The 13399-nt window shown below is 63.4% G+C and carries 13 protein-coding genes; 9 read left to right on the plus strand and 4 right to left on the minus strand.

Annotated elements, in window-relative coordinates; translation table 11 throughout:
• The first annotated feature begins 4 nt into the window (after positions 1-4).
• The 3 genes from grpE to Q9K02_RS08810 all read left to right on the plus strand — a co-directional run bounded on the left by grpE (position 5) and on the right by Q9K02_RS08810 (position 2738).
• Positions 5-607, plus strand: coding sequence for a nucleotide exchange factor GrpE (gene grpE, locus Q9K02_RS08800; protein ID WP_305932556.1), 603 nt, complete (start codon positions 5-7; stop codon positions 605-607).
• A 25-nt stretch (positions 608-632) separates the two neighbouring features.
• Positions 633-2384, plus strand: coding sequence for a DUF885 domain-containing protein (locus Q9K02_RS08805; protein ID WP_305932557.1), 1752 nt, complete (start codon positions 633-635; stop codon positions 2382-2384).
• 63 nt (positions 2385-2447) lie between these two features.
• Positions 2448-2738: a YMGG-like glycine zipper-containing protein gene (locus Q9K02_RS08810; protein WP_278328672.1), complete on the plus strand. Its 291-nt coding sequence runs from the start codon at positions 2448-2450 to the stop codon at positions 2736-2738.
• 66 nt (positions 2739-2804) lie between these two features.
• Here the strand turns inward: Q9K02_RS08810 and Q9K02_RS08815 are convergent, their stop codons facing one another.
• From Q9K02_RS08815 to Q9K02_RS08825, 3 genes are all read right to left on the minus strand, one after another.
• Positions 2805-3377 (minus strand): hypothetical protein, encoded by a 573-nt coding sequence (locus Q9K02_RS08815; RefSeq protein ID WP_305932558.1) that lies wholly within the window; start codon positions 3375-3377, stop codon positions 2805-2807.
• Positions 3374-3799: a vgr related protein gene (locus tag Q9K02_RS08820; protein ID WP_305932559.1), complete on the minus strand. Its 426-nt coding sequence runs from the start codon at positions 3797-3799 to the stop codon at positions 3374-3376. The genes Q9K02_RS08815 and Q9K02_RS08820 overlap by 4 nt, the downstream gene beginning before the upstream one ends.
• Before the next feature lie 113 nt (positions 3800-3912).
• A complete protein-coding gene (locus Q9K02_RS08825) occupies positions 3913-4395 on the minus strand; it encodes a copper chaperone PCu(A)C (protein ID WP_305932560.1) in 483 nt (160 codons plus the stop codon).
• Positions 4396-4583: 188 nt separating this feature from the next.
• Here Q9K02_RS08825 and dnaK point away from each other — a divergent pair, with 188 nt between their 5' ends.
• The 3 genes from dnaK to Q9K02_RS08840 all read left to right on the plus strand — a co-directional run bounded on the left by dnaK (position 4584) and on the right by Q9K02_RS08840 (position 8644).
• A complete protein-coding gene (gene dnaK, locus Q9K02_RS08830; protein ID WP_305932561.1) occupies positions 4584-6512 on the plus strand; it encodes a molecular chaperone DnaK in 1929 nt (642 codons plus the stop codon).
• A gap of 73 nt (positions 6513-6585) precedes the next feature.
• Entirely contained in the window at positions 6586-7704 is a 1119-nt protein-coding gene (dnaJ, locus tag Q9K02_RS08835) for a molecular chaperone DnaJ (RefSeq protein WP_305932562.1), read from the plus strand.
• Positions 7705-7753: 49 nt separating this feature from the next.
• Positions 7754-8644: an MBL fold metallo-hydrolase gene (locus Q9K02_RS08840; RefSeq protein WP_305932563.1), complete on the plus strand. Its 891-nt coding sequence runs from the start codon at positions 7754-7756 to the stop codon at positions 8642-8644.
• Here the strand turns inward: Q9K02_RS08840 and Q9K02_RS08845 are convergent.
• On the minus strand, positions 8641-10956 hold the full coding sequence (locus Q9K02_RS08845) for a patatin-like protein (protein ID WP_305932564.1): 2316 nt from the start codon (positions 10954-10956) through the stop codon (positions 8641-8643). The genes Q9K02_RS08840 and Q9K02_RS08845 overlap by 4 nt on opposite strands.
• Before the next feature lie 71 nt (positions 10957-11027).
• Between Q9K02_RS08845 and radA the strand changes: the two genes are divergently transcribed.
• From radA to Q9K02_RS08860, 3 genes are read left to right on the plus strand one after another with little or no spacing between them, the layout of a single operon-like run.
• Complete coding sequence (gene radA, locus Q9K02_RS08850) at positions 11028-12395, plus strand: DNA repair protein RadA (RefSeq protein WP_305932565.1); 1368 nt, start codon at positions 11028-11030, stop codon at positions 12393-12395.
• Between the two features lie 14 nt (positions 12396-12409).
• Positions 12410-12934 (plus strand): CvpA family protein, encoded by a 525-nt coding sequence (locus Q9K02_RS08855; RefSeq protein ID WP_305932566.1) that lies wholly within the window; start codon positions 12410-12412, stop codon positions 12932-12934.
• Entirely contained in the window at positions 12931-13371 is a 441-nt protein-coding gene (locus Q9K02_RS08860) for an iron-sulfur cluster assembly scaffold protein (protein WP_305932567.1), read from the plus strand. The genes Q9K02_RS08855 and Q9K02_RS08860 overlap by 4 nt, the downstream gene beginning before the upstream one ends.
• The last annotated feature ends 28 nt before the right edge of the window (positions 13372-13399 follow it).

Genomic DNA, 13399 nt, shown 5'->3' on the forward strand with positions numbered 1-13399 from the left:
ACCAGTGACCGAAGAGAACAAGAACGAGCCGCAAGACAAGGCGGTCGATGAAGAAGTGGCGCGAGAGATGGAAGGCGTGCCCGAACACATGCGCGATGACGGCGAGGCCGACGAAACGAGCGAAGAAAACCCGCTGGACGAGGCGCTTGCCAAGCTGAAAGCGGATCTCGAAGCTGCGATGCAGGACGTGCTTTATGCGCGCGCGGACACGCAGAACGTACGCCGCCGCCTCGAGAAGGAAGTGCAGGACGCTCGCAACTACGCCGCGACCGGCTTCGCGCGCGACATCCTAAGTGTGTCCGACAACCTCGCTCGCGCGCTCGACCATATCCCCGAAGAACTGCGCGAGAACGAGAAGTCGAAGCATTTCATCGCCGGGATCGAAGCGACTCAGCGCGAACTCGAAAAGGTCTTCACCCAGAACGGCATCACGCGGATCGCCTCGACCGGCATGCCGCTCGACCCGAACCAGCACCAAGCGATGATGGAAGTGCCGACCGACGAAGCCGAACCCGGCACGATCGTGCAGGAAATGCAGGCCGGCTACATGATCAAGGACCGCCTGCTGCGCCCGGCCATGGTCGGCGTGGCGAAGAAGCCGGACTGACCTTTGAATTCGAGGGGATGACTTGATGAGGACTGCAATCTTCGGAGCGGCGGTCCTCGTCGCCTCTGCCTGGTCGTTGCCTGCCGTAGCGCAGGAAACCAGCGACGATCGCCTGTCGGCTCTGACCGAGCAATGGTACGACCAGCGGATTGAAGACGCCGGGCGCATCGTTTCGGATTTGGGCGCTACGTCGCCTGGCAGCGGCCTCGCGTCGGTCACGCCCGAAGCGCAGCTGGCGCGAGCCGAATATGCTGAGGCAATGCTGGCACGGCTCGAAGCGCTGGACGAGTCGCAGTTCAGCGATGCGGGGCGGATCGATGCGGCGGTGTTCCGCCACCTGCTCGAAACCGAGATCGGCGATGCCCGATTCCGCGAATGGGAAATGCCCTTCGACAGCGACAACAACTTCTGGAGTTATCTCGCCGCATCGCGCGGGTTTGCGACAGTCGAGGAGTATGAACGCTACATCGGCCGGATGCGCGACATCCCGCGCTTTTTCGCCGAGCACACCGCCAATGCCCGCGCGGGGCTGGCTCGCGGCTTCAGCGTGCCGCGCGTCACCCTCGAGGGCCGTGACCGTTCGCTGACGGCCTATATCGTCGATAATTCCGAGGAAAGCCCGTTCTGGGGCGCCTTCGCGCAAATGCCCGAGCGCTTTTCCACCGAAGACCGCGAGCGTCTGCTGGCCAAGGGCAGGGCCGCCATCAGGGACGCGGTAACGCCTGCCTATAGCGAACTGCTATCCTTCTTTCGCGACGAGTATCTGCCGAACACCCGCACCACGCTCGGAGCACGCGAGTTTCCCGACGGTGCGGCTTATTACGCCCAACAGATCAGGGAATATACGACTCTCGACCTGAGTGCCGAGGAAATCCACCGGATCGGCCTCGACGAAGTGACGCGAATCACCGCACAGATGGAGACGGTGAAGGCGGAAGCCGAATTCGAGGGCACGTTGCCCGAGTTCGTCACCTTCCTGCGCACCGATCCCCAGTTCGTGGCTGACACGCCCGACGAACTGATGGGTGTCGCCGCCTATACTGCCAAGCGGGTCGACGACCGGCTGGGCGAGTATTTCGGCTTCCTGCCGCGCTACCGCCATGGCATCCGCCCGGTCGATCCGGCCATCGCCCCGTTCTACACCGCGGGCAGGGGCGGGCTAGAGTTTTGCCAGATCAATACCTACGACCTGCCTTCGCGTCCGGTCTACAACATCCCGGCGCTGACCATGCACGAATGCGCCCCCGGCCATTCCTTTCAGGCAGCGATCGCGCTGGAGCGGGACGCGGCACCGCCGTTCCGCCGCCAAACCTATTTCTCAGGCTTCGGCGAGGGGTGGGGGCTCTATACCGAATATCTCGGCAACGAGATGGGCATCTACCGCACGCCCTACGAACGTTTCGGCCAGCTCAGCTACGAGATGTGGCGCGCGGTGCGGCTGGTGATCGACACGGGCATCCATCATTACGGTTGGAGCCGGGAGAGGGCGATGGGCTATCTCGCCTCGCGCACGGCGCTGTCCGAGCACGAGGTCGGCACCGAGGTCGATCGCTACATCAGCTGGCCCGGACAAGCGCTGGCCTACAAACTCGGCGAGATGACTATTCGCCGCGTGCGCGGTAAGGCCGAAGCGGAGCTTGGCGAGAACTTCGATATCCGCAAATTTCACGATGTCGTGCTCGCGCTGGGTTCCGTCCCGCTGCCCGTTCTGGAAGAGCGCATCGACGCATTCATCGCAGATGGCGGGCAGGGGCTGCTCGGCGTAACCTACGACTGATCCGGAACATGCAGCGCACCTCTCCGTAGTGTCTCCAACGGGGACGAAAGACGGAGAACATTCATGAAGACGAAGCTCATGCTCGCGCCGGCGCTGGCGCTATCGACCCTTTCGCTGGGCGCATGCGCGCAGAACTACGGCGTGGAAGGTGCTGCGGCCGGTGCCGCAGCAGGCGCCGGATTAGGCGCAATCCTTGGTGAAGATATCAAGACCTATGCCCTCGCCGGAGCGGCCATCGGCGGCGTGGTCGGTTACGCCACCGACAAGAACGACCGCTGCGACGGTTATTATGGCGATGGCCGCTATGTGGACGACGATTGCCGCTACGACGATCGCTACGCGCGCTACTGGTAAGATCTACTGCTCAATCAGCGCAAAAGCCGCATCTCTGCGACGAGGTGCGGCTTTTTCGCATGATCGTCAGATGGCGTAAACGACGAGGTAGCGGGCGATAAGCAGTGCGAGCAGCACCAGATTGGCCTTCACCGAGCTGACCACCGCCACTGCAGCCATCAATCCGACAAGAAGCACCGTCAATCCGATCGAAAGTGGGCTCAACAAGCTATCGCGCAAATCGGGGAGCGACAGGAGATATGCCCACTGCACGAGCACAAGGGCGATCAGGATGACCATTACCACGCGCTTGACCCGCGCGTAGTGAGTATCAAGATCGGTGAACCGGTCGGGCTCTGAAGGAAATACGAGGCGCGCGGCGAGATAATAGGATGAGGCGAAGGCCATCACCGCGAGCAGCGATAGCGCGTCGACGGTAATCCGATCTTGCAATCGCCACGCGAAAATCCAGAAGCTGAGCAGGTCCAGCATCACGAAGATCGCCAGTGCGGGAGTCAACCACCCGATCGTGAATGTCGTCCCACCGGCATCGCTGGCAAATTTAAGCTCCAACGCATGGCCAAGCCCGGCGAGCAATTCGATCAGCGAGAGGCCGAGCAGCAGGGCGTAGAGAATGAATACGAACTCGAAATTGGTCACGCCTGCGCTGCTCCGCGAAACCTGACGAGAAGGTCGTAGGCCGAAACATCGGGTGCGCCTGCGACCCGCATACCGTTCCTCAGCCAGAAGGCGTGCTTGACGATCTCGGCCTGTTGTTCGATCCCGTACCGCTCCAGCCCCCATCCGGGCTTCAGCGCATAATCGTAGCGGGCCCAAGGCATGCGGCGGGTGACGAGATACCAGCGGCCCTTGGTCTGGACCTGCCAGACGTGGACCAGTTCGTGAATGAAAAGGCCCTGCCGCGTCAGGCTCGCGGTGCTGAAATCGTCGCAATAGGCTTCGCTATGAGGATGGAAGTGCAGGTGGCCGCGCGGGGCCATGGTGACCCGGCGCGGCTGAAACGGAAACCACTTGCGGCGCTTGATCGTGACCCGGTCGTAATCGATGGTATCGCCGAACACGGTGCGTGCCAGCGTGATTTCGCCGGGCGTGAGCGGGCGTTCGCCCCCGGCAGGACAGGCCGCCGCGCTCTCATCCGCATGGCTTTCCAGCCCAAGCGTGTCGGTCGGTCCGCTCAGCGATCAGCCCCGGCAGCGACAATCTCGACATCGGTGGTCATCGATTTGCCACCCGCGACCGTCAGCGTCATCGCCGTGCTGCCGCCTGCTTCCAGCGCGGGGTCGAGATCGAAGGCCATGACATGCTTGCCGCCCGGTTCGAAACTCGCACTGTCGCCCGCGTTCAGAGTCAGCGGCCCCATCTCGCCCATGACCATCTCACCGCTCCACTCCGTCGTATCATGGATCTGGGCGCTGCTGGCGCCTTCCACAGACGCGCTTCGGATGGCGACATTGCGCTCGCTGGCATTGGTCAGTTCGAAATAGATCGCCGCTGGATTGCCGGACACGGCCGGCAGCACGAGCCGCGCATCGGTCACTTCCAGGCCTGTTGGGTTCGCCTCTGCCGCGGTTTGCGAGGCATCTCCGCCATCGGAGCAGGCAGCGACCGAAAAGGCCGCGACGGCAACAGCATAAGGGGCGAAACGCGCGAAATTCATGGATTGGCCTCCGTGTCCAACAAGCTTTGAAAACTAGCCGCGGGGGTCCCTTGTGCCAAGCAAAACCGCTCCTATATCCCGTGCGTAACACACCTAACACACCACCACTCGAACGAGCCGCCGAGTGGTTCCGCCCGTAGCGGGGAACCGACAGAGCGGTGTCCAACGAAGCAATTGATGGGGAAACCATGGCTAAAGTAATCGGTATCGACCTCGGCACCACCAACTCCTGCGTCGCCGTGATGGACGGCGGCAAGCCCAAGGTCATCGAGAATTCGGAAGGCGCACGCACGACGCCTTCGATCGTCGCCTTCACCAAGGATAACGAGCGCCTGATCGGCCAGCCTGCCAAACGCCAGGCCGTTACCAACCCGGACAACACGCTGTTTGCGATCAAGCGCCTGATCGGCCGGCGGTTCGATGATCCGACCACCAAGAAGGACATGGATCTCGTCCCCTATGACATCGTCAAGGGCAAGAACGGCGATGCGTGGGTCGAAGCGGGCGGCGAGGAATATTCGCCCAGCCAGGTTTCCGCCTTCATCCTGCAGAAGATGAAGGAAACCGCCGAAAGCTATCTCGGCGAAGACGTGAAGCAGGCGGTCATCACCGTTCCGGCCTACTTCAACGACGCCCAGCGCCAGGCCACCAAGGACGCCGGCCAGATCGCCGGCCTCGAAGTGCTGCGCATCATCAACGAGCCGACTGCGGCTGCGCTTGCCTATGGCATGGATAAGGAAGACGGCAAGACCATCGCCGTCTACGACCTCGGCGGCGGCACCTTCGACGTCTCGATCCTCGAGATCGGCGACGGCGTCTTCGAAGTGAAGTCGACCAATGGCGACACCTTCCTGGGCGGTGAGGACTTCGACAGCGCGATTGTCGAGTACCTCGCGGAAGAGTTCAAGAAGAAGGAAAACATGGACCTGAAGACCGACAAGCTCGCTCTTCAGCGTCTCAAGGAAGCGGCGGAAAAAGCCAAGATCGAGTTGTCGAGTTCGGCGCAGACCGAGATCAACCTGCCCTTCATCACCGCGCGCATGGAAGGCGGCGCGACCACTCCGCTCCACCTCGTCGAAACGCTCACGCGTTCGAAGCTTGAGCAGCTGGTCGGCGACCTGATCAAGCGCACGCTGGAGCCATGCAAGAAGGCGCTGGCCGATGCCGGCATCGACAAGGGCGGCGTGGACGAAGTTGTCCTCGTCGGCGGTATGACCCGCATGCCCAAGGTGCGCGAAGTGGTCGAGGAGTTCTTCGGCAAGAAGCCGCACACCGGCGTGAACCCCGATGAAGTCGTGGCCATGGGTGCAGCTATCCAGGCTGGCGTCCTGCAGGGCGACGTCAAGGACGTGCTGCTGCTCGACGTGACCCCGCTGTCGCTCGGTATCGAAACGCTCGGCGGTGTGTTTACCCGCATGATCGATCGCAACACCACGATCCCGACCAAGAAGACGCAGACCTACTCGACGGCCGAAGACAATCAGCAGGCCGTGACGATCCGCGTTTTCCAGGGCGAGCGCGAAATGGCGGCGGACAACAAGCTGCTCGGCCAGTTCGACCTTGTCGGCATTCCTGCCGCGCCGCGCGGCGTGCCGCAGATCGAGGTGACGTTCGACATCGACGCCAACGGCATCGTTAATGTGTCCGCCAAGGACAAGGGCACGGGCAAGGAACAGCAAATCCGCATCCAGGCCTCGGGCGGTCTGTCGGACTCCGACATCGACCAGATGGTCCAGGATGCCGAGAAGTTCGCCGAAGAGGACAAGAAGCGTCGCGAGAGCGCGGAAGCGCGCAACCAGGCCGACAGCCTGGTGCACACGACCGAAAAGCAACTCGAGGAGCATGGCGACAAGATAGACGCGTCGCTCAAGTCCGACGTCGAGGCAAAGCTTGCTGCGACCAAGACCGCGCTCGAGGGCGACGATCCGGCCGCCATCAACTCGGCAGCCGAGGAGCTGACCCAAGCTGCCATGAAGATGGGCCAGTCGATCTATGAGCAGGAACAGGCGAACGCCTCGGCGGCTCCGGATGGCGACGCCGCTGCGGATGCCGGCTCGGACGACGAAGAGGTGGTCGACGCCGAATTCTCGGAAGTCGACGAAGACTCGAAGAACTGATCGCTGATGAAAATCGACCCGCCACCGGTGCTTGCACGCTCCGGTGGCGGTATGATTTTGGGTAGGGAAAACAATGTCAGCGACTGAAATCGATTTCTACGAATTGCTCGGTGTGTCCCGCGATGCGGACGGCGCAACGATCAAGAGCGCCTATCGCAAGCTCGCGATGAAGCATCACCCGGACCGCAATCCGGGCTGCACCGAGAGCGAGGCGAAGTTCAAGGCGGTGAGCGCTGCCTACGATTGCCTCAAGGATCCGCAGAAGCGGGCGGCTTACGACCGCTTCGGCCATGCCGCCTTCCAGAACGGCGGCCCGGGCGGCGGGCATCCCGGCGCGGATTTCGGCGACATCGGCGATATTTTCGAGACGATCTTCGGCAGCGCCTTCGGCGGCGGCGGTCGCGCCCAGGCACGGCGCGGGGCGGACCTGCGCTACGATATGCAGGTCGATCTCGAGGACGCTTTCCACGGCAAGTCGACCGAGCTGGAAATCGAAGTCTCGCAGAATTGCGACACCTGCCACGGTTCTGGCGCCACGCCCGGTACGCAGGCCCGCACATGCAACCTGTGCAACGGCCGCGGGCAGGTCCGCGCCAAACAGGGCTTCTTCGTGGTCGAGCGGCCATGCCCAAACTGCCACGGCAGCGGGCAGGTCATCACCTCACCCTGCCGCGATTGCCGCGGGGAAGGGCGGGTCGACCGGGCGCAAAAGCTCGAGGTGGACATTCCGCCTGGCGTCGACACCGGTACGCGCATCCGTCTGTCGGGAAAGGGCGAAGCAGGTCCGCGCGGTGCGCCTCCGGGCGATCTCTACATTTTCGTCCACGTGAAGCCACACCAGATCTTTCAGCGCGAAGGCACCACGCTCGCCACCCGCGTGCCGATCAGCTTCACCAAGGCCGCACTCGGCGGTTCGATCGAGATTCCGAACATCGACGGCGACGAGGTGACGATCGAGATCCCGGCAGGCATCCAGTCCGGCAAGCAGTTGCGCCAGCGCGGCGCGGGCATGCCGGTGTTGCAGGGTCGGGGCCGTGGCGATCTGGTCGTCGAAATTGCCGTCGAGACGCCGACGAAGCTCAGCAAGGAGCAGCGCGCGTTGCTCGAGGAATTTCGCGAGACCGAGACCGGCGACGAATGCCCCGAAAGCCGCGGCTTCTTCGACAAGCTGAAAACCGCGCTCGGCGGCTAGCTCGACAGCTCTCCCGGCTGGCTCTACCAAGGCCCCAAGGGAGACTGCCATGACCAAATTTTTCGCATGCGCTGCCGGTGCCATCGCGCTGGTGGCCGCGCCTTTGTCCGCCCAACGCAATTTCGACGAGGTCGAGATCACTGCCGAGCAAGTCGCGCCCGGTATCGCCGTCTTGTTCGGCGCAGGCGGCAATATCGGGGTCAGTCACGGCGAGGACGCCACGGTCCTGATCGACGACCAGTTCGCCCCCCTAACGGCAAAGATCGAAGCGGCGATTGCAGGGCTCGGCGCGCAGCCGGTCGATTATGTGATCAACACGCATTGGCACGGCGACCACACGGGCGGGAACGAAAACCTCGGCGAGAAGGGCGCGCTTATCTTTGCTCATCACAATGTCCGTGCGCGCCTCGCCGACGGACGGGAGGGCGAAAACCCGATCGCTCCGGCCGCCAAGGTAGCCCTGCCGGTCGTGACCTATGGACAGGGCGTCAGCATGCATCTGAACGGTTATCGCACGGATGTGATGTTCGTCGGCGGCGGCCATACCGATGGCGACAGCGTGGTCATGTGGCACGGCGCCAATGTCGTCCACATGGGCGACCTCTATTTCAATATCCCCGGCTTCCCCTTCATCGACACGGCATCGGGCGGGAACGTGATCGACGCGATGAACTCGCTCGATGCGGTGATCCGCATGATCGACGACCAGACGGTAGTGATCCCCGGCCACGGTCCGGTGTCGAACAAGTCCGAGCTCGTCGCTTACCGCACGATGATCGGGCAGGCAGTCGATCGGGTCCGCGCTTTGAAGGATGAGGGAATGAGCCTTGAACAGGCCGTCGCGACGCAGCCGCTCGCAAGCTTCGATCGCGGCGAAGGGTTCATCGATGCCGACGGGTTCGCAAGAGCCGTGTACCGCAGCCTTGAAATGCGCGACTAAGGCAGGCGCTCGCTCACTTCGCGGCGGAGCTGATCGATCAACCTGACCGAGCAGCGCCCGGCGACAAGCTCCTCGTCGAGGATCGCGTGGAAAGCGTCGCGCTTGTATTCGCGGCACGCCCCGTCGGGCAGGGGCTCGGGCATGGTGGAGCAAACGATGTCGATCATCCGCTCGGCCCCGTGGAGGCGGCCCCATAGGTAATCGTTCTCGCGATAGGCGCGGCTGAAGAATGCTCCGAAATTGTAGAACTCGATCCCGCGCAAGGTCCCTTGCGTACCACCTTCGCGAATACTGCGAGCATCGTCCGGACTGATCCGGTCGACTTTCACAACATCGAATTCGGTCAGTCCCTCGTTGCGCGACAGGGCTAGAGTGGCCGTGTCGTAGAATGGAAAGCCGAGATAGGCGAAGAGCATGCGCCGCCGCAGGTTCTTGGGCATTTGCTCCAGCGCCTCGGCCAGCATAACCTCCGCCCGGTCGTCGATCTCCGGCAACAGCCGTTTGGCATCGAGCATGTCCAGCAGCGTGCCGGGATCGGCCAGAACCTGCTCGGCGACGCCTTCGAAGGCCGGCCCGAGCGCGGCGGTGCCCTCCTTCTCGAAATACAGGGACAGGATCGCATAGACCGTGTCCCGGGCTTGCTGCAGCGCCTCGTCGGGAATCTCCGGATCGGCTTCCCAATCGCGAGCCAACCTGCGGGCAAGCAAGCGCAGGCGGCGGATGCGAAAACCGATATCGTGCTCGCGGAAGAAGGCGATGGCCTGCGGGGTCGCACCGCCTCCGGGCAAAGACAACATGTCGAGCCCGCGCCGGTGCAATTCGGCTCGCAGGACCGCCTCGATCGGTCCGGCATCGTCCAACGCCAGGCGCGGTGCGGCCGCCATCGTAAGGCGAGCGAGCCGTTGCACAATCCCGCTCAGCTTAGCCTGCGCGTAGGAATGAAACGCATATCCCGCCTGTTCCACCGCCGCCTGCTGCGCCTTGCGCCGCCAGTTTCCGAGACGCGCCGGAGTGGGTTGGTCCAGGAACAGCGTGCGGCCGAACAGTTTTTCGACCGTTGCTTCGACCTCCGGTCGCAAAGACGAGACGATGCGCCCGATCCGCTCCGCCTCGCGCGTCTGGTCCTCGAGTTGCTCCAGATTGTCGCGGATGGGCTGCTCACGCGGGATGGTCGAAAGCGAACCGAAGATGGCGGAGAAGAAACCGACCGGCTCGTGTTTCCCGCCATCGGGCTTGCCGAACCGGTCGGGCCGCGGATCGACATAGATGAAACGGCGATCGACCTCACGCTGAGCTGGACGGCCCCGCAACGCACCGATCGCGCCGGCAAAGGGCTTGTTGACCAGCACCGACCCGTCGATCAGCGATACGTGATCAGTGGTTTCGCGCATCACATGCACCGGCATGATGCGGTCCAGGAAGGCATCCCGCCCTGGCCAGCTGCGCCCGCTCGCGTCCGATAGTGCATCCATTTCGTCAAGGCGTAGCGGCGGGAAGGCACCGGGAAAGCTGGCCGTCGCCCGCGCCGCGAACACAAGTTCGAGCGGATTGGCCAGCCCCTCGCCGCCGTGCGTCGGCGTTTTCTCGCGGAAGGAAATCGGCATGCGGTGCTCGGTATCCTCGACCACCGGCGGACTGTTGAGATGCAGCAGCTCCATGTGTCCGTGAAAATCGGTTGCCGTGACATAAAGATCGAGTGGGTGGCCCGGCGGGAGCAATGGCGCTTCGGCGCGTGTCTGCTCCATCGCCGCAAACGCCCGTTCCAGCAGCCGCGAAAAGCCCAGTCCCGAAAACGGCGGTTCGAACCAGCGGCCGCGGATCAGGTGCGATACCTTGCGCTCGACCTCGCGCCGCGTCTCCGGTGCGACCGTGTCTGCAATATCGCTCCCCGGCCTGCTGAGCAGCCAATTGGCAAACGGTTGCGCCCAGATCTTCGAAAGCCGCCAGTTCGGCTTGGCCTCAGGATCGACCAGCTCGTCGACATCGGCCACCTCCAGCCACAGATCGGTCAATGGCTCTAGCGACTGGCCGGAATAGATCGCCTGCGCCAAGAACACGGCATTGATCCCGCCCGCACTCGCGCCGCTCATTATATCCGGCAGCACCCGCAACCGCAGGTCGTGGCACTCCTCCATCTGCTCGAACAGGCGGCGATAGACCGCATCGACCCCGCTGCGCGGTGCATTCTCGCTGTGGAAATCGCGGCTTGCCCGCGCCAACTGCCACAGCTCCCGCGTGACGCCGTGCATGTAGACCGCCAGGCTTACCCCGCCATAACAGACCAGCGCTATGCGTAACTCTTTCTGGCGCATCGCGTCCGGTTTGCACTGCTGCATCGCAGATGGCAATTGCGTTCCGCAAATGTTCTGGTTAGCAAGCGCACATGGCCAAGCCCAAGAAACGCTATGTCTGCCAAGCCTGTGGCAGTGTCTCTCACCGCTGGCAGGGCCAATGTGGCGATTGCGCCGAGTGGAACACGCTGACCGAGGATGCGCCGGCGACGGTCTTCTCGCTGAAGCACGACCTATCCAGCGGCGGCCGGGCGGTAGAATTTGTCGATCTCGACAAGCCGGGTGCGCTGCCGACACGCCAACCCACCGGCCTGGCCGAGTTCGACCGCGCACTTGGCGGCGGACTGGTGCCCGGATCGGCGATCCTGATGGGCGGCGATCCCGGCATCGGCAAATCGACCCTTCTGCTGCAGGCCGCCGGTAAGATCGCGCGCGAGGGAAGGGGTGTCGTCTATGTCAGCGGCGAAGAGGCGACCGGGCAAGTCCGCATGCGCGCGGCGCGCCTCGGACTGTCCGATGCGCCGGTCAAGCTCGCTGCGGCGACCGGCGTGCGCGATATCCTGACCACGCTGGGTCAGATGGAAGCGCCGAGCTTCCTCGTGATAGATTCCATCCAGACGATGCATTCGGACACGATCGAGGGCGCGCCGGGTACGGTCAGCCAGGTGCGTGGCTGCGCGTTCGAGCTGATACGCTACGCCAAGGAAAACGACGTCGCGCTGGTGCTGGTGGGCCACGTCACCAAGGACGGCAATATCGCCGGGCCGCGCGTGCTGGAACACATGGTCGATGTGGTGATGAGCTTCGAGGGCGAGCGCAGCCACCAGTACCGCATCCTGCGCGCCCTCAAGAACCGCTTTGGCGCGGTGGACGAGATCGGCGTGTTCTCGATGGCGGGCGAGGGGCTGGAGGAGGTTGCCAATCCCTCGATGCTATTCCTTTCGGGGCGGGACGAGCCGATGGCGGGCAGCGCGGTGTTCCCGGCCATCGAAGGGACGCGACCGGTGCTGCTGGAGATCCAGGCGCTGATCGTGCGGTTGCAATCGGGCGCAACGCCGCGCCGCGCGGTCGTCGGTTGGGACAGCGGACGCCTCGCCATGCTGCTGGCGGTGCTCGAATCGCGCTGCGGCCTCAATTTCAGTTCGGCGGAAGTCTATCTCAACGTGGCGGGCGGCTATCGCTTGTCCGATCCGGCGGCCGACCTTGCGGTAGCCGCGGCATTGGTGAGCGCCCTTGCCGACAAGCCTTTGCCGGATCGTAGCGTCTGGCTCGGCGAAGTTTCCCTTGCCGGGGAAATTCGTGCCGTCGCGCATGGTGGTTTGCGCCTGCGTGAGGCGGCGAAACTCGGTTTCGAGCGCGGGTTCGGACCGGTCGATACCAAAGGCAAGGATGTCACACTCGATTACAAGGGTTTGGGACAACTCGCCAACCTCGTTGACCGGGTGATGGGCAGCGCATAATTCTCTGCCCGGTCATGACGGGTTTCGATCTCATCGTCCTATTCATCGTCGGCGTTGCGGCGGTCGGAGGTTTCATGCGCGGCTTCGTGCAGGAGTTCTTCTCGCTGGCCGCTTGGGTGCTTGCGGTGTTCGCGATCAAGTACCTGCATACGCCGCTGACGCTCGCAATGCAGGATTATCTGGGCTCCGGGATCACCACGACGCTGCTCGCCTTCACCATCCTGCTGCTGATCCCCTATGCGGCTATGAAGGTCATTGCCAATAACGCCAGTTCCGCTTCGAGCGGAACAGTCCTCGGACCGATCGATCGCGTGCTGGGCTTCGGTTTTGGAGCGATCAAGGGCATCATAATCGCCGTGGTCGCTTTCTCCCTGCTGGTGCTCGGCTACGACGACATCTGGGGCTACAAGGGTCGCCCGGCATGGATCACGACCGCTCGCAGCTACGAGCTCGTCGATGCCGGCTCGCGATCGTTGTCCGACGTTCTGGCAGAGAGGCGCGCTCGCCTTCGCGGGGAAGAGGCCGCCGACGCCGAATGACAGCGGCATCGCGAACCACGCTCTATTCCCCGCAAATGCTCGCCCTTGCGGTCGAATTGGCGGATATTTCTCTCGATCCTCATGCACCGCATTCGGGCGAAGTGCGTTCGCGCACATGCGGCAGCACGCTGGCCATCGGTTGCACGATCGATGGTGCTGGCGCGATATCCAGTATCGGCATGAAGGTGAGAGCCTGCGCGGTCGGCCAGGCAGCCGCGGCGATCTTTGCGGGCGACGCAGTCGGCAGGAACTTCGCAGACCTAGAGGCGGCGGAGCGGAGCATCGCTGCGTGGTTGTCGTCTGGGGGCGAGCTGCCGGACTGGCCGCGCCTAGGCATGCTCGAACCGGCGCTGCCGCATCAAGGCCGTCACGAAGCGATCCTCTTGCCGTGGAGAGCTGCGCTGGACGCGCTTTCCAAGGAAACAGCCTCCCGCTAAACCCGGGCAAACAGCGCAAAAGGGCAAT

The sequence above is a fragment of the Qipengyuania profundimaris genome, assembly GCF_030717945.1.
GTDB classification, from domain to species: Bacteria; Pseudomonadota; Alphaproteobacteria; order Sphingomonadales; family Sphingomonadaceae; genus Qipengyuania; species Qipengyuania profundimaris.